Origin of the sequence: Nonomuraea sp. NPDC050547 (genome assembly GCF_044457345.1) — a bacterium.
Classification (GTDB): Bacteria; Actinomycetota; Actinomycetes; order Streptosporangiales; family Streptosporangiaceae; genus Nonomuraea.
Window position 1 is genome coordinate 138,284 of record NZ_JBITGW010000014.1, and the last position, 17,268, is coordinate 155,551.

Consider the following 17,268-nt stretch of genomic DNA (forward strand, 5'->3'; position numbering starts at 1 on the left):
AACGGGTGAAGGGGGTCATATGCGGGGGCCGTTGATCGTCAAGCGGGCGTTCAGTGAACCGCTCCTTCTCCTCGCCGCCCTCGGCTCCATCCTGCTGGCCACCACCACGCTCGTGGCGCTGACCATGTACGCCTCGTCCATCGCCGATGTCGGCGTCCGGCGCACCATGGAGACGGCCTCCTTCGGCAACACCGCCGTCACGGTGACCGCGCCGGTCAAGGGCGAGACCTTCCCGAAGCTGGACCAGGTCATCCGCGAGCAGGTGGGCCAGCTCTTCACCGGAGTGCCGACGGCGATCGGCGCCAGCTTCCACTCCGACTCCTACGCCATGCCCGGCCAGGAGCGCAAGGAGCGCCCGGAACTGCTCAGGTTCGGCAGCTACGACGGCCTCGACCGGCAGGCCAAACTCGTCTCCGGCGCCTGGCCGCGCGACGGCGCTCAGCCGCTGGAGGCCGTCGTCTCGCTGCCCGCCGCCTCGGCCACCTCGTTCAAGGTCGGCCAGGTCATCACCACCCAGGGCCGCGTGGACAAGAAGACCCGCCAAGTGAAGATCGTCGGCATCTTCCAGCTCGACGACCCCTTCGGCGACCGCTGGAGCGGCGAAGCCCTGCTCAGCCGTGGCGTCGAGACCGGCTCCTACACCACCTACGGCCCGCTCATGGTGGGCCGGGACACCTTCCTCACCCACTTCGCCACCACCGTCAGCACCACCTGGACCGCGCTGCCCGACCTGCGCCAGGTCTCCCCCGAGCAACTGCGCCCGCTGGCCGACGGCGTCAGCGGCCTGCGCGAACGGCTCCGCTCGAACGGCTGCTCCGAGTGCACCGCCATCAGCCGGCTCAACGGCGTGCTCACCCAGCTCGACACCGCCGCCCTGGTCTCGCGCTCGACCATGCTCATCCCGGTGCTGCAACTGCTGCTCCTGGCCGCGTACGCGCTCATGCTCACCGCCCGCCTGCTGGCCGACCACCGGCGCATGGAGGTCGCGCTCCTGCGCTCGCGCGGCGCCGGCACCTGGCGGCTGGCCTCCCTGGCCGGCGGCGAGGCGCTGCTGGTGGCCGTCCCGTGCGCGGTCATCGCGCCGTTCCTCGGCCCGCCGCTGCTGGCCGCGGTCAACACGCTGCCGTGGATCCAGGCCTCGGGTGTACGGCTGGCGCCCGTCGCCGACCTCGGCACCTTCCTGGTCTCCACCTCGGTGGCGCTCGTGTCGGCGGTGCTCCTGGCGCTGCCCGCCCTCGCCGGCGCCCGCCGTACCTATGTGGAGGAACAGTCGGCACGCGGCCGCAGCGGCGCGCGCGGCCTGATCGAGCGCGCGGGCGCGGACCTGGCGCTGCTGGTCGTGGCCGGGCTGGCGATCTGGCAGCTGCAGCACTACGGCGCGCCGGTGACCTCGACCACCAGCGGCGAGCTGGGCATCGACCCGCTGATCATCTCCGGCCCCGCGCTGGCGCTGCTCACCGGCGGCATGCTCGGCCTGCGCCTGGTCCCCCGCATCTCCAAGGTCGCCGAACGGTTCACCACCAAGCGCGCCAGTCTCGCGCCCGCGCTGGGCGCCTGGCAAGTGGCCAGGCGGCCGCTGCGCTACTCGGGACCGGCGCTGCTGCTGACCATGGCGATCGCCATCGGCATCGTCTCGATGGCCACCGCCTCCACCTGGCGCGCCTCGCAGAGCGACCAGGCCCGCCACCAGGCCGGCGCGGACCTGCGGCTGACCGGACCCCCGGACGGCGGCGAACTCGGCACCCTCGGCAGGGGCACCGCCTTCAGCGCGCTGCCCGGCGTACGGGCCGCCGCCCCCGCCTACCGGGGCCGCGCCGACGTCGACAACGCGTTCGTCAGCCTGATCGCCATCGACGCCGCCAAGCTCGGCCAGGTCTTCCAGATGCGCTCCGACCTGTCCGCCCAGACGGTGACCGAGCTCGGCGCCGGGCTCACCGCCGGCCGGCCCAAGACCGCGCCGGTGAAGCTGGCCGGCACCCCGCGCACGCTCACCGTGGACGTGCGGGCGCCCTTCGGAGCCGTCCCCCTGCAGCTCGTGCTCTCCGACGCGCTCGGCGTACGCCACGCGCTGCCGGTCGAGGCGACCGCCAAGACCGTACGGCAGGCCACCCTCGACCTCACCGCCTTGACCGGACGCGGCGGGAAGGTCAGCTACCCGCTGGCCGTCGAGGGCTTCATCTCCGGAGTCAGCGAGACCGACCGCGAGGCCCGCGTGCTCGCCCTGCGCGCCGACGGCCAGGAGGTGAGCGTCCCCGGCGGCCTGCGCTGGGCGGGCGCGGACCCGGCCGGCCGGGAAGGGCTGTTCACCATCGAGTCCGGCCGCGAGGGCGCGGTCGTGATGCCGGCGCCCCCGGGCATCGACCCGGACAAGATGCTGCTGCCTCCGCGCGCGGCCGGCGCCACGGTCAACGCGCCGCTGCCCGTCGTGCTCACCGCGGACCTGGCCGCCGCGCTCAAGCTGACCGTGGGCCAGGTCGCGCCGATCACGTTCGAGCGGAAGGTCATCGAGGTCAAGCTGACCGGCGTGGTGGAGCGCATGCCCACGACCACGCCGGAGCAGCCTGCCGTGCTCGTGGATCTGAGGACACTGCAGGACCGCACGCTCAGCGCGGGCGAGCTCCCGCTGCCGGCGACCGAATGGTGGCTGAACACCGGTGGCTCGTCCACCGCCGCGTACGAGAAGATCAGGACCAACCCCGTCTGGAACGTCACCGCGCTCGACCAGCGGCGCCTGGCGACGGAGCTGCGCGACGACCCGCTGGGCAGCGGCCTGCAGGGGGCGCTGATCCTCGGCTTCCTGGCGGCGCTGGTCTTCGCGGCGCTCGGCTTCCTGGTCAACGCGGCGGTGGCGGCGCGCGAGCGGATGTCGGAGTTCACCATCCTGCGGGCGCTCGGCGTGAGCTTCCGTCAGGTGTTCGGGCTGCTGGCCATCGAGCAGACGTTCGTCATCGGGCTGTCGCTGGCGGCCGGGACCGGGCTCGCGGTCGCCGTCGGATACCTGGTCGTCCCGCACATCGTGCTCACCGGCCAGGCCGCGGCGGTCACGCCGGACGTGCGGCTCGACATCCCGTGGCCGGCCACGGCGGCCATGCTCGTGGTGGTGGCCGTGGTGTTGTTCGCCATCGTCGCCGGGCTGGCCCGCAGCATGCGGCGGCAGGGTCTCGGTCAAGTGCTGCGCATCGGGGAGGACCAATGAAGACCCTGCGGCTGGCTCGGGTGCATCCCGGCGCCCTCGCCATGCTCGCCGTCCTCACCCTGAGCGCCTGCCTGCTCATCGCGGGCATGCCGCGGATGATGCAGGGGGCCTTCAACCGGGCGATGGCGCAGGATCTCGACGCCGCCCCCGCGCAGCAGGCCGACCTGACCGCGCGCGCCGCCTCCCATGGGATCCGGCAGGACATCGGCTCCGCCGAGCAGTTCGAGCGCTGGGACGTGGAGCTGCGCGAGCTGGTCCCGGCCGGGCTGCGGACCGTCGTGCGCCCTCCCGGCGCCGGCACCTCGCACATGAGCGCCAAGACCTCGCGCACCCCGGTGCACAACACCGGCGGCATGAGGTACATCAACCTGGCCTGGCTGTCCAACGCCGACCGGCGCGTGCAGTGGACCGAGGGACGGGCGCCCGGCAAGCCCTCGACCACGCGCTTCGAGAACACCGACATCCCCCTGTTCGAGGTCGGCGTCGTCGCCGACGCGGCCAAGAAGATGGGGCTCACGATCGGCGCCCGGCAGATCATCGGCGAGAGCGACTACGCCGCGATCAAGGTCGTCGGCATCTTCAAGGCGGTCGACCCCGGCGACCGCTGGTGGAGCCACAACGGCGACGCGCTCAACGTCAACGAGGTGCAGCCGCCGGGCAAGCTGGACCTCGAGAAGTCCGTCACCGTGCTCATCCCCCCCGCCGCGCTGTCCGTGCTGAGCGGCCAGGCCCGTCAGCTCGACTACCGCTGGGTCCTGTCCGTCGACACCGCCGCCCTCGCCAAGCTCGACCCCGTCGCGGTGCAGACCGCCATCAAGGAGTACGACAAGGCGCTCGCGCTCAACGCCAAGGGCGACTTCGCCCACCGCCTCGACACCCAGCTGGCCAACCTCATCGCCGCCTTCCTCACCAAGCTGGCCACCGCGCAGACGATCATGTACCTGGCACTGGGCGGGCTGCTCATGGTCGCGCTCGGCGTCATCGTGCTCGGCGTGCAGCTCGTGCTCGACCGCATCGACCAGGCGCTCGGCCTGATGCGGGCGCGCGGCGGCGCGCTGCGCCAGATCATCGCGACCGCGGGCGGGCTCACCGCCGCCGCCCTGCTGCCCGCCGTCCTCGCCGGGTACGGCCTGGCCTACCTCGTACCGGGACCAGCCGTCGCGCTCGTGCACGCCGGCCCCGCGCTGCTGCTGCTCACCGGCATCGGCTACGCCTGCGCCCGAGCCGCCATCGAGCACCGCGCGCCCCTGAACGAGCGCCGCGGCGACGTGGCCACCGCCAAGCCGTCGGCCAAGCGGATCACGCTGGAAGTCCTGGTCATCGGGCTCGCCCTGGTCGGCGCGTACCTGATCCGCACCCGCGGGCTCACCACCGACGTGGCCACGCAGGGGCAGGACCCGTTCCTGCTGTTCGTCCCGATCGCGCTCACGCTGGCCGCCGCGCTGATCACCCTGCGCTGCTATCCCTACCCCCTGCGCCTCATCGTACGGCTGGCGGCACGGGCCCGGCCCGCCGTACCCTTCCTGGGCCTGACCAGGGCGGCCCGCGCCCGCTCCTTCAGCGTCCTGCCGGTCCTGATCCTGCTGCCCGCCCTGGCCGTGTCGGTGTTCGCCTCGCTGATCTCCAGCGGCATCGTCCGCACCCAGGAGGTCGCCGTGTGGCAGAAGGCCGGCGCGCCGATCCGCGTCGAGTACTCCGGCATCTTCACCGACGAGGCCATCACCCAGATCGGCAGGACACCCGGCGTCGACCAGGTCGTCCCCGCGCAGCTGGGGAAGGTGCAGATCGGGTTCACCGCCGAGCGGGCCGACATCCTCGCCGTCGACCTGGCCGCGTGGAGCGAACTCATCGCCGGCACCCCGGTCACCCTGCCCGCCCAGCCCGGCGGAGCCGGCATCCCCGCGCTCGTCTCGCCCGGCATGAAGGGCCGCGGCACCATCGACATCGGCTGGCAGAACCGGATGAAGGTCCGCGAGGCCGGCGTCATCGAGAAGGTGCCCGGGTTCTTCAGCCAGGGCCGCTTCCTCGTCGTCCCACTGGACACCAACCAGCGGGCCGGCACCCGCGTCAACGTCAACACCCTGCTCATCAGCGGCAACGCCGACCCGGCCCAGGTGCGGGCGGAGGCCGTCAAGGCGGTCTCGGCCGCGATCAAGGGCGGCGACGGCGCCAAGCTGATCACCGTAGCCGGGGCCGCCGAGGCCCGCGCGGCCATCACCGGTGACGCGCTGACCGGCACCGTTCTGGCCATCTTGCGGATCGTGACCGTGGCGCTCGCGGCGTACGCGCTGGTCGCGGTCGTGGTGACCCTCGTGATCAGCGCGGCGGAGCGGGCCGCGGCCCTGTCGTTCCTGCGTACGCTGGGGCTGTCGGCACGTCAGGCACAGGGGCTGACCGTCCTGGAGATCTCCCCGATGATCGTGCTGACCTCGCTGGCCGGGCTCGCGCTCGGCCTCGTCCTGCCCGCCGCGCTCGGCCCCGGCGTCGACCTGTCGGCCTACACCGGCGACCTCGACGTCCAGAGCTACGACCTCGACCTGCTGACTCCTACGCTCCTGGCCGCCGGGCTGACCGGCGTCGCCGTACTGGGCGCCTACGCGCACACCGCCATCAGCCGTCGCCGCAGCCTCGGCTCCGTACTCCGAGTGGGTGAGTGAACGTGAACCCGACCCTGTCCGAGCTGGAAGCGCAGGCGAGCCAGGAGAAGGCCGCCTTCGGCGGTGACGCGCACATCGTCTGTGACAACCTCGTCCGCATCTACAAGACCGAAGGTGTCGAGGTCGTCGCCCTGCAGGGCCTTGACCTGCTGGTGCAGAAGGGCGAACTGGTCGCCATCGTCGGCGCCTCCGGCTCCGGCAAGTCGACGCTGCTGAACGTGCTGTCCGGCCTCGACGTCCCCACGGCGGGCCTGGCCAAGGTGGCCGGCACCGACCTGCTGTCCATGGCCGCCAAGGACCGGCTGCGCTACCGGCGCGAGGTCGTCGGTTTCATCTGGCAGCAGACGGCGCGCAACCTGCTGCCGTACCTGACCGCACAGGAGAACGTCGAGCTGCCCATGAAGCTGGCCGGCAAGGCGCGCAGGGGCCGGGCCGTGGAGCTGCTGACGCTGCTCGGGGTCGACTACTGCGCCGACCGCCGGCCGTCCGAGATGTCCGGCGGCGAGCAGCAGCGCGTCGCCATCGCCGTGGCGCTGGCCAACTCCCCGCAGCTCATCCTCGCCGACGAGCCCACCGGCGAGCTCGACAGCGACACCTCGGAGGAGGTCTTCCACGCGCTGCGCAAGGCCAACCGCGAACTCGGCGTCACCGTCGTCATCGTCACCCACGACCCGCTCGTGTCCGAGCAGGTGGACCGCACGATCGGCATCCGCGACGGCCGCACCTCCAGCGAGACGCTGCGCCGCGAGGGCGCCGAGGGTCAGATCGTCGCCGAGGAGTACGCCGTCCTCGACCGCGTCGGCCGCCTCCAGCTGCCCCGCGACTTCATGAACGCCCTGGAGCTGGAGCGGCGCGTACGGCTCGAACTCGAGTCCGACCACATCGGCGTATGGCCCGCGCGAGAGGAGAGCAACGGTGAGTGAGCCCCTGGTCGTCGTCGACGGGCTGCGCAAGGTCTACCGGACGGGCCCCAAGGAGGTCGTGGCCCTGCGCGAGGTGTCCTTCCAGGCCTTTCCCGGCGAGCTGATCGCCATCCGCGGCCGGTCGGGCTCCGGCAAGACCACGCTCCTGAACCAGATCGGCGGCCTGGACCGTCCCGACGCCGGCCGGGTCGTCGTGGCAGGCGAGGAGGTCACGGCCATGAGCGAGGACGCCCTGCTGGCGTTGCGCCGCGACACCGTCGGCTTCGTCTTCCAGTCCTTCGGCCTCATCCCGGTGCTCTCGGCCGCCGAGAACGTCGGCGTGCCCATGCGCCTCGCGCGCACGCCCGTCGAAGAGCGCGAGCGGCGGGTACGCATGCTGCTGGCCCTCGTCGGCCTCGAACAACACGTCAACCAGCGCCCCTACGAACTGTCCGGCGGCCAGCGCCAGCGCGTCGCGATCGCGCGCTCCCTGGCCAACCGGCCGAGACTGCTCATCGCCGACGAGCCGACCGGCCAGCTCGACTCCCAGACCGGCCGCCAGATCATGCAGCTCATCCGGGCGCTGGTGCGCAGCGAGGGCGTGACGGCGCTGGTCGCCACCCACGACCCGAGCCTGATCACGCTGGCCGACCGGGTGCTGGAGATCAGCGACGGCGTGGTTCGGGAAGCGGCGCTGCTGCAGGAGTCCTGACCACGGCGGCGAGGTTGGCCGCCGTCACCAGCACCCCCGCCACCAGCAGCAGCCCCGTGCCGCCGGTCACCCCGGCCAGCGGCACCGCCACGGCCAGCCCGAACGGCCGCGAGGCGAACGAGATCAGCTGGTCGAACGAGCGCACCCGCCCCAGCGCCGCCTGCGGAATCTCCCCGGCCACGACCGTCTCCCACAACGGGCTCAGCAGGCCCAGCCCGAACATCGCCACCAGATAGGCCCCCGCCAGCACCCACACCGGGGCGGCGAACGCCAGTGCGGCCATCGGCAGCACGTACAGGGCCGCGCTCACCTGGACCACCACCAGCGGGCGGCGGATGGGCAGCCTGGGGGCGGCGAACACGCCCGCGACCAGGCCGGCGGTGCCGCACTGCACGATCAGCACCCATCCGGCCTCACCGGCCGCGCCCGTGACGGCCAGCGGGCCCAGGGTCAGGAAGAGGCCCGCGGCGAAGTGCCAGACGCCGTGGCCGAGCACGCTGGTCAGAAACCAGGGGCGCCGCCTGACCTCCTGCCAGCCCTCGCGCAGGTCGGCGCCGAAGGTCCGGCGGTGGGCGGGGTGGGGCAGGCCTGCCGTACGGACTGAGCCGAGGGTGAGTGCCGAGCACGCGAACAGCAGCCCGGTCAGCAGCGCCGCCCAGCCGGGACCCGCCACGAGCACCACCCCGCCCGCGAGCGCGGGCGCCGCCACCGCCGACAGGCTCGTCGCCACTCCGATGCGCGCGTTGACCCGCAACCGGTCCCGCTCGGGCACGACCGCGGCCACCAGCCGGGGTACGGCCGGCATCCCGAACGCGATCGCCACCCCCGCCGCGGCCGAGAGAACGGCCAGATCGAGGATCCGGTTCACGCCGAGCAGCAGCTCGGCGCCGATGCCGACCTGAGTGAGACAGCGGGCCAGATCCGCGCCCAGCGCCACCCGTTCCGGCCTCATGCGGTCGGCGAGCACTCCGCCGATGGGCAGGAACAGCAGCAGCGGGACGAGTTCGGCGGCCAGCACCAGTCCGAGGTCGGCGCCGGAGCCGGTGGTGCGCAGGACGGCGAGGGTGAGGGTGGTGGGGATCAGGGCGGTGGCGAGGGCGGACAGGGCGCGCCCGGCCAGCAGGCGGTTCGTCATGGCTTGGGATGGTATTTCGCTGGCGAATGTTTCGTCAACAAAATACTTAGTGGCGTATGATCCAATCGTGGAAGACTCCGTCGACCGTCACCTGGCCCGCTGGCGCGGCAAGGCCCCCTACGACGAACTCGTCGAGGGGGTGGTGACCCGGATGCAGATGCTGGTCAAGCACCTCCACCAGACGAAGGCGGCGGCGCTGGCCGAGGTGGGGATGCAGGACTTCGAGTTCGAGACGCTGCACCGGCTGGCGGCGCACGCGGGGAGCGCCACGCCATCTGCGCTGGCGGCGGAGCTGCTGCTTTCACCGGCGGGGATGACCGGACGGCTCGACACGCTCGAACGGTCGGGACTGATCCGCAGAGTGCGGAGCAGTGATGACCGGCGGCGGGTGGATGTGGAGCTGACCGAGCGGGGACGTGAGTTGTGGACCGAGGCGATGGAGATTCGGGCGGTGGTGGAGTCGGGGATGATCTCGGCGCTTTCGCTTGAGGATCGGGTGACGTTGGACGCCCTGCTGAAGCAACTCCTCCACAACGTCGAATCCCCCCACTAACCTCCACCCCCCACCAGCGCTCACCCCCACCGACGTCCGCCCCCACCAGCGTTCGCCTCCACCCGCGTTCGGCCCCTGTGATCGCCCCCACCGGCCTTCACCTCCACCCGCGTTCAGCCTCCACCGGGGTTCACCTCCACCCGCGTTCAGCCTCCACCGGGGTTCGCCCCCCACCAGCCCTTCACCGCCTCGGCCCGCGCTCGTCCGCCGTGCCACGCCGACGACCCTCCACCCCCGGCCCGCGCTTGCCCACCCGACCACAACCCGCTGTCCACCCGCCCGCACTTGCCCGCACTTGCCCGCCCTGCCACGCCGGCCCCATCGGCCCGGCTCGCGAGTCTCACGACCACCTTGGCCCCCTCCTGGCCCGTGAGCCCTCGTGGCCCGCGTGTGACCCGTTGGCCGGATGGCCGGTTGGGTCGCGTTGTCCACAGCCCCCGCCCTATCCCCAGAACCCCGTTCGCCCGATCCCCCTCACCCCGCCCCGCCGTACCGTCGCTGCCGTGCGCTCCCCCGATCCCACCAGCGAGCAGGCCATAGCCGAGGCGAGGCTGCGATCGATCACCCATCCAGGGACGGGCGAGCGCAACCTCCCACCCACCTTCCAGGCATTCCGCGCGGCAGTGGCCGCCCAAGCCCCCACCCGCACAGGCGCACGCGTCCTCATAGCCATAGGCGTCCTGGCAGCAGCGATAGCCGCGTTCACCTTCTGGCGTTCAGCCCCCACCCCCGCCCCACTCCCACCACCCCCAGCGGCGACCACCCCACGCCCGACCGCCTCGGTAACCATCCACGTCACCGGCAAAGTACGCACCCCAGGCGTCTACCGCCTCCCCACCGGCTCCCGCGTGACGGACGCCCTGACCGCCGCCGGAGGCCTGCGAAGGGGCACCGACCCAAGCCCCCTCAATCTGGCCCGCCGCCTGATAGACGGAGAGCAAATAGCCGTAGGCACTCCCGAGGCGGCAGCGGCGGCCCTGGCCTCAGACCCCACAACGTCGATCGTCGACCTCAACACCGCCACCCCCGTCCAACTGGAGCAGTTACCAGGCGTGGGCGAGGTCCTGGCCACCCGCATAGCCGAGTTCCGCGACACACACGGCGGCTTCACCAGCATCGACCAGCTCAAGGAGGTGACAGGCATAGGCCCGCGCAAGTATGAAGAGCTCAAAGACCGAGTCCGCGTATAGCCCCACCGTCTTCCCCGCCCTCGCCACCTGGGCCACCGCCCTGATCCTCCTGGGCGCTCCGCCACAGGTCGGCTTCATCTGCGCGGCAGTCGCCACACTGGCCACCGCAATGCTCTACGCCACACCCCCCTGGCGAGGCACCGCAGTGGCCATAGCCGCCTGCACCGCGGCGACAGCCGCCACAGTGGCCTTCCACACCCACGCGGTTTCCACGGGCCCCATCCCCGACCTAGCCAGAAAAGGCCTAACCGCAACAGCCGAGGTAGTCCTCACCAACGACCCCCGAACCCGAAAGAACCCCCGCTTTCCCGGCGAAAGCGTCGTAGCAGAAGCCCGCCTAGAACTCCTACAAACCCCCACAACCCGCCTAACCCTGAGCACCCCGGTAACCCTCTTCGCCACAGGCCCACACTGGCGAACCCTCCTCCCCAGCCAACGCCTGAAGATCACCGCCAAACTGGCCCCCGCCGATCCGGCCGACCTAACAGCCGCCCTCCTCCTGGTACAAGGCGCCCCTCAGCAACTGGGCGCCCCCTCAACAATCCAAACCGCCGCCGGAACCATGCGCTCCGCCCTGAGAGCAGCCGCCGACCCCTTCCCCGAAGACCAACGCGGCCTACTCCCCGCCCTGGTAGTAGGCGACACCTCCCGCATGGACCCCCAGGTATCCACCGACTTCAAAGAAGCCGGCCTCACCCACCTGACCGCCGTATCCGGCGCCAACCTCGCCATCATCGCCGGCGCGGCCCTGGCCCTGTCCCGCCTGACAGGCCTCCCCCTACCCGTAAGAGCACTCCTGGCCGCAACCGCCATGATCGCCTTCGCAGTGGTGGCCCGCCCCTCCCCCAGCGTCCTGAGAGCCCTGGCGATGGGCCTGGCAGCCGCACTGGCCCTGGCCACCGGCCGCCCCCGCCACGGCATGGCCGCCCTGTCGATCTCCGTCCTCTTCCTGATCCTCTTCTCCCCCGGCCTGGCCCGCTCCTACGGCTTCGCCCTCTCCGTAACCGCCACCGCCGGCATCCTCCTCCTGGCCCCCAAATGGCGCGACCACCTGACCCAACCCCCACCCGCTCACCCATCCACCCCACCAACCCCCCACACCCAGACCCGCCCCACCCCCACCAAACTCCGCCCCACACCCACACCCACACCCACCAACCCTCGCCCCACACCCACCCCCGCCAGGCTCCGGCCCACCCGCACCCCCGCCGAACCCCACACCCCGCCTCCACCAACCCCCGCCTCGCCTGCCCTCCCCCAACACGCCACCCGAGGAAGCACGCCCACAGATCCCGGCGTTCAAAATCACGTACCAGCAGGCGACGCGACGCACCAAGCACGCGTGCACCCGATCACCGCAGGGCCCGGCGCCGCGCACCCCACCACCGCAGAGCCCATCACCCCACGCCCCACCACCACAGGACCCGGCGCCGCGCGCCTCATCACCACGGAGCCGAGCACCACCGCACAACCCCTCACCGTGCGTCCGGCCGCGTCCCTCGCCCTCACCACGGAAGCCCCTCGAACCCGAAGCACACGCAGGCGACACCACCCACGCCCAAGGTCTTCCGTTGCCCAGGCGGCGGCAAGCCTTCTCAGGCCGCGGCGGGGCCTGCCCCGGTGGCTGGCGGAGGCGATCGCGGTGCCGGCCGCCGCCCAGTTCGCCGTGACGCCGGTGCTGGTCCTGATGTCCGGCCAGGTCACCCCGGTCGCGGTGATCGCCAATCTCCTGGCCGGCCCCGCGGTGGCCCCGGCGACGCTCCTGGGATTCGCCGCATCCGTCGTGGCCCCGATCAGCGTCGAGGCGGCACGGATCCTGCTGATCCCGGCCGGGTACGCCGTGGGCTGGATCATCACCGTCGCACAGTGGGCGGCGGGCCTGCCGTTCGCCACCATCCCGTGGCCCGGCGGCCTGCTCGGCTTGGCCCTCCTGGCGATGGCGGTGGCCGTCGCCGTACCCCTGCTCCGCCACCCTCGATGCCGAGCCGTCACCCTGGCTGTGCTGGCGGGCATCTTGATCGCCGCCCTGGTCCTTCCACCCGCCCTGTCCCCGTGGCCGCCACGCAGGTGGCTCATGGTGATGTGCGACGTAGGTCAGGGCGACGGCATGGTCATCGCCGCAGGCCCAGGCAGGGCAGTGGTCGTGGACACCGGCCCCGACCCAACTCCCATGGACCGCTGCCTACGCGACCTGGGCATCCGCGAGATCCCATTGATCATCCTGACCCATCCCCACGCCGACCACACCGGCGGCCTGACCGGAGCCCTGAAGAACCGCCGCATAGGCGCCGCCCTGCTGACCAACCACTCCGCCACCCCACCCCCCATCACCCGAACCCTCTCAACCCACCACATCCCCCAATGGACAGCCATCCCAGGCACCCAATGGACCTTCGGCCCCTCCGAGCTCACCGTCCTGGCCCCACCCGCGACACCCCCAACCGCAAACGCCGCAACCGAGGGCAGCGAGATCAACAACACCAGCGTCGTCCTCCGCGTCCGCTGGCACGCGGGCTCCATCCTCCTGAGCGGCGACATAGAAACCGAAGCCCAATCCGACCTCCTGCGAACGGCCTCCCCAGCCGCCGACATCCTGAAGGTCCCCCACCACGGCTCCGCCCGCCAGGACCCCGCCTTCATCTCCGCCGTCGGTGCCCGAGCGGCCCTGATCAGCGTCGGCTCCGACAACACCTACGGCCATCCCGCACCGGCCACGCTGGCCCTCCTCCACCGCTCCGGCACCCGCATCTACCGCACCGACCAGTCCGGCGACCTAGCCGTAACCGACCACAACGCCACCCTGGCCATCACCCCCCGCAACTAGCCCCCACGGGGCCATCACCCCCGCAACCAGCTCTCACGGGCCATCACTCTCCGCAACTAGCCCTCACGGGCCATCACCCCTCGCACCTAGCCCCACCGCCCAACCCACCCCACCCCCTCGCGCTCGCCTCCCCCTCACGCCCCTCTCGTCACCAACCCGCCGACCGCTACGACGACGTCGCCCTCCAGCATCCGCCAACCGCGGCGCTCGCCGTCTTGTCCCGAGCACCCGCTCCCTTCCGGCCCGCATCTCGTGCAGGTGTGGTCCGGGTGGCGCACAACGCAGCGACGCTCCGCCCTTCCCCTGTCCACCGAGCACGAGGTCTCGCTTGGTCATGTGGCCCACCCATGCTCTTCCCCGATCTGCAACCGCACCCGTGCGCCCATGCGGGCCTTCACCGCTCCCCCGAGCGCGTGCGAGTCGAAACCCCGCTTCGCGCAGAAAGACAGCCCTAGCCTCGGCCGAAGCAGCACTCGCCGCAGCCGAGACATCGCTCGCCTCGGCCGAGACACCTCTCGCCGACCTAGGCGGTTCGGGTGCCGGAGCGGCGTCCTCGGGCTTCCCCGTGGCAGGGGTGGCGGTCGCTCTGGTGGGTGGTGGATTGAGTTCCGGGTTGTCGTTGGGACATGGCATGCTGCTCGACATGGCCGCAACCGATCCACCACTCGTGACCCTGGTCGTAGGCGACGAGGAGCTGCTGGCTGAGCGGGCCGTTGGCGAGGTTGTCGCCATCGCGCGTGCTGCCGACGCCGGGGCGGAGGTGCACGATCTGGTCGGGTCCAAGGTGACCCAGGGGGAGCTGACGCAGTTGGCCTCACCGTCCTTGTTCGGGGATCGGTCGGTGGTGGTGATCCGGTCGGCGCAGGATCTGGGCAAGGATGTGATCGCCGAGGTACTGGCCTATGCGGGGCAGCCTTCCGACGACACGGTGCTGGTGCTGATGCATCCGGGCGGGGTCAAGGGGAAAGCGTTGGTCGACGGGCTGAAGAAGGCTCGGGTGAACGTTGTCACCGTCAGCAAGCTCACCAAGCCCGCCGAGCGGCTCGACTTCATCAAGACCGAGGTGAAACGGGCCAAGCGCGCCATCGCCGGCGACGCGGCGCAGGCGCTCCTTGAGGCCGTAGGTAATGATCTTCGTGAACTGGCTGCCGCGTGTAGTCAGCTGGCGTTCGACACGCAGGAGAAGACCATCACCCTGGCGGCGGTCGCGCGGTATCACAAGGGGCGCGCCGAGGTCACCGGGTTCAATGTGGCGGACTCGGCTGTCGAGGGGCGGCTGGGGGACGCGCTCGAACAACTGCGCTGGGCGCTGGGCACGGGTGTGGCGCCGGTGCTGCTGGTCAGCGCGATGGCGGGCGGCCTGCGGTCGCTGGCCAAGGTGGGCGGGGCGCCCCGCAACCTTCGCGGCGGTCAGCTGGCCGGCCACCTGGGGATGCCGCCGTGGAAGGTCGATCGGGTACGCCGCCAGCTCAACGGCTGGGGGCCGGAGGGGTTGTCACGGGCACTCCAGGCGGTGGCGGTGGCCGACGAGCAGGTCAAGGGCGGCGGTGCCGACCCGGGCTACGCGCTCGAACGCGTCGTCCAGACCATCGTGGCCAACCGCACGGGGCGCTGACACCCCAGGCCGCCTGTCGGGCAGGATTGTGGACTCCCCCAGAACCCCGCCGCCTGACCAGCAGGGTGTCGATGCCACAGGGGCAGACGGGTCGCGGGCCAAGGCTGCCGGAAACATGCGAGCCTGGGCCAAGACGCAGGAACAGGCGGGCCGTGAGCCAAGACGCAGCGACAGGCGGGCCGTGGGCCAAAGCGTGGGGACAGGCGGGTCGCGGGCCAAGGCGCCGGAGCAGGCAGGCCCTGGGCCAAGGTTCGGGGACAAACGGGTCGCGGGGCGAGGCGTAGGGACAGGCGGGTTGTGGGGCAGGGCAGTGGGACGGCTGATGGGTGGTGGGGTCTGGGGGTGGTTAGGCGGGGGTTAGGGTGATGCCGAGCATGCCGGGCCCTACGTGGGCCCCCACTACGGCGCCTACCTCTACCAAGGTGAGTTCGCGCAGTCCCGGCAGGCGTTTGCGGAGGCGCTCGGCCAGCGCGTGGGCTCGGTCCGGGGCGGACAGGTGTTGGACTGCCAGGTCTACCGGTGACGAGGACGCGGCCTCCACCGCCAGATCTTCCATGCGGGCCACCGCCCGGGTAGCCGTGCGGACCTTCTCCAGGGGCTGGATGGTGCCGTCCTCGATGTGGAGCAGGGGTTTGATCATGAGGGCGGAGCCGAACAGGGTGGCGGCCGCGCTGACCCGGCCGCTGCGGTGGAGTTGGTCGAGGGTGTCGACGTAGAAGAACGTGCGGGTGGCGGCGGCGCTGGTGCGGGCCGCTTCGGCCACCGTGGCCAGCGGGGCGCCCTGGGCGGCGGCGCGGGCGGCGGCCAGGACCGGGTATCCGAGGCCCATGGCGAGCGACCGGCTGTCCACGACCTCGACCGGTAACCCGGCGGTCGAGGCGGCCAGTTCGGCGGCGCCCACGGTTCCGGACAGTTCGGCGGACAGGTGGATGGAGACGATCGCGGTATGGCCGGCCGCCGCGAGCGCGCGGTAGCAGGTGGCGAAACGTGAAGGTGACGGCTGCGACGTCGTGACCGTGGCGAGGTCGCCGGTGAAGTCGGGTTCGTCGTGGGCCGTTCCGCCGACGAGGACCGAAAGGGGGACGACCGTGACGCCTTCGACGGCGGGCAGGTAGGCGGTGGAGTCCGTGACGACGGCGACCGAAGGCGGCATACCCCGAGATTAACTACTGAACGGGGGTGCCACCCCGCCAGACGCGGCGCGGCTTGAGACCGAAGGACCAGGCGAAGGCGCCCTCGTGGTCGGCGTCCCACTGGACGATGTCGGCCAGGCGGCCGGGAGCGAGGACGCCGCGGTCGGGCGCGCCCAGGACGGTGGCGCCACCGAGCGTCGCCGCGCGAAGGGCGTCGTTGACGCTCATGCCGAAGGCGGCGACGGCCATCGCGATGACTTGGGACATCGAGGTGATGCCGCAGTAGCCGGGGTTGTGGTCGCTGCCGAGGGCGACGATCACGCCGTGCTTGATCATCTTGCGGACCGGCGGGAGGTTGCCCCGCTGGAGCGCGGTGGCCGGGCAGACGACGGCGGGCACGCCGTACCGGGAGAGGATGGCGAGGTCCTCGTCGGAGGTGTGGTGGAGTCCGTCGGCGGAGGCGCAGCCGAGTTCGGCGGCCAGCTGGACGGCGCCGCGGCGGCTGAACAGGCCGGCGTGGATGCGCGGCAGCAGGCCGACGTTGCGGCCGGAGGCGAGGACCCAGCGGGATTCCTCGGTGGTGAAGTGGCCTTCGTCGCAGTAGACGTCGACGCTGTCGGCTCCGGCGGCGGCCGCGTCGGCGCACCAGGCGCCCACGGCTTCGACGTACTCGCGCTGGCGGCCGAAGTACTCGGGCGGAACCACGTGGGCCGCGAGGAAGGTGACGTGCACCCGCGGCATCATCGGCTCCTTCTCCAGCTCGCGCAGGAGCCGCACGTCGGCGAGTTCGCCGTCGCGCGTGAGGTGGTAGCCGGTCTTGGCCTCGACGGTGGTCGTGCCGCTGAGCAGCCAGGCGCGAAGACGCTCGCGCACGCCGTTGCAGAGGGTCCACGGGTCGGTGCCGCGCGTCACGGTGACGGTGGAGCCGACGCCGCCGCCCGCGGCGGTGATCGCCGAGGAGGTGGAGCCGCCGGTGCGGATGGCCAGTTCGGCGTAGCGGTTGCCGGCGTAGACGGGGTGGGTGTGCGCGTCGATGAGGCCGGGAGTGACGAGGGCGCCGCCGAGGTTCTCCACATGGTCGACGTCGACGATGTCGTCGACGACGCCGGGCACGCTCTGCGGCAGGTCCGGCGCGCGGCCGACCCAGGCGATGCGGTCGTTGTGCACGAGGATGGCCGCGTTGCTCAGGACCTCGTTGCCGGTCCAGAGGCGGCCGATGTTGGTCAGCAGGCGAACGGTCACCGCATCACCGCCACGCACGGACGCGAAACAGAGCGCACGGCTCCCGCCGCGCCCACTGAGTCCAGTCCGGGTCCGGACGACATGGGGTCTCCTGCTCTCATCCGCCAAT

Annotated in this window: 11 protein-coding genes; 8 read left to right on the forward strand and 3 right to left on the reverse strand. The window is 71.8% G+C overall.

The window, feature by feature from the left end:
- Positions 1–19: 19 nt before the first annotated feature.
- From ACIBHY_RS32410 to ACIBHY_RS32425, 4 genes are read left to right on the forward strand one after another with little or no spacing between them, the layout of a single operon-like run.
- Positions 20–3,196, forward strand: a complete 3,177-nt coding sequence (locus tag ACIBHY_RS32410; RefSeq protein ID WP_397308691.1) for an ABC transporter permease — start codon at positions 20–22, stop codon at positions 3,194–3,196.
- Positions 3,193–5,853 (forward strand): hypothetical protein, encoded by a 2,661-nt coding sequence (locus tag ACIBHY_RS32415; protein ID WP_397308692.1) that lies wholly within the window; start codon positions 3,193–3,195, stop codon positions 5,851–5,853. The genes ACIBHY_RS32410 and ACIBHY_RS32415 overlap by 4 nt, the downstream gene beginning before the upstream one ends.
- A gap of 2 nt (positions 5,854–5,855) precedes the next feature.
- On the forward strand, positions 5,856–6,776 hold the full coding sequence (locus tag ACIBHY_RS32420; protein WP_397248580.1) for an ABC transporter ATP-binding protein: 921 nt from the start codon (positions 5,856–5,858) through the stop codon (positions 6,774–6,776).
- Positions 6,769–7,467, forward strand: a complete 699-nt coding sequence (locus ACIBHY_RS32425; RefSeq protein ID WP_397248578.1) for an ABC transporter ATP-binding protein — start codon at positions 6,769–6,771, stop codon at positions 7,465–7,467. The genes ACIBHY_RS32420 and ACIBHY_RS32425 overlap by 8 nt, the downstream gene beginning before the upstream one ends.
- On the opposite strand, the gene ACIBHY_RS32430 is transcribed toward ACIBHY_RS32425, so the two are convergent.
- Positions 7,421–8,602 carry an MFS transporter gene (locus ACIBHY_RS32430; protein ID WP_397308693.1) on the reverse strand — a complete coding sequence of 394 codons (1,182 nt, stop codon included), beginning with the start codon at positions 8,600–8,602 and terminating at the stop codon, positions 7,421–7,423. The two genes, ACIBHY_RS32425 and ACIBHY_RS32430, sit on opposite strands and share 47 nt — an antisense overlap.
- A 67-nt stretch (positions 8,603–8,669) precedes the next feature.
- On the opposite strand from ACIBHY_RS32430, the gene ACIBHY_RS32435 reads away from it, so the two are divergent.
- The 4 genes from ACIBHY_RS32435 (at position 8,670) to holA (ending at position 14,784) form a co-directional block, all read left to right on the forward strand.
- The gene (locus ACIBHY_RS32435) at positions 8,670–9,155 is read left to right on the forward strand and encodes a MarR family winged helix-turn-helix transcriptional regulator (RefSeq protein WP_397248574.1); all 486 of its coding nucleotides are present in this window, start codon (positions 8,670–8,672) and stop codon (positions 9,153–9,155) included.
- Positions 9,156–9,658: 503 nt separating this feature from the next.
- Entirely contained in the window at positions 9,659–10,345 is a 687-nt protein-coding gene (locus ACIBHY_RS32440) for a helix-hairpin-helix domain-containing protein (RefSeq protein WP_397308694.1), read from the forward strand.
- 562 nt (positions 10,346–10,907) lie between these two features.
- The gene (locus tag ACIBHY_RS32445; RefSeq protein ID WP_397308695.1) at positions 10,908–13,169 is read left to right on the forward strand and encodes a ComEC/Rec2 family competence protein; all 2,262 of its coding nucleotides are present in this window, start codon (positions 10,908–10,910) and stop codon (positions 13,167–13,169) included.
- A gap of 631 nt (positions 13,170–13,800) precedes the next feature.
- Positions 13,801–14,784 (forward strand): DNA polymerase III subunit delta, encoded by a 984-nt coding sequence (gene holA / locus ACIBHY_RS32450; RefSeq protein ID WP_397248568.1) that lies wholly within the window; start codon positions 13,801–13,803, stop codon positions 14,782–14,784.
- 346 nt (positions 14,785–15,130) lie between these two features.
- Here holA and ACIBHY_RS32455 read toward each other — a convergent pair whose 3' ends face one another.
- Entirely contained in the window at positions 15,131–15,937 is an 807-nt protein-coding gene (locus ACIBHY_RS32455; protein ID WP_397248566.1) for a DegV family protein, read from the reverse strand.
- A 13-nt stretch (positions 15,938–15,950) separates the two neighbouring features.
- Positions 15,951–17,159, reverse strand: coding sequence for an imidazolonepropionase (hutI, locus tag ACIBHY_RS32460; RefSeq protein ID WP_379616555.1), 1,209 nt, complete (start codon positions 17,157–17,159; stop codon positions 15,951–15,953).
- Between the last annotated feature and the right edge of the window lie 109 nt (positions 17,160–17,268).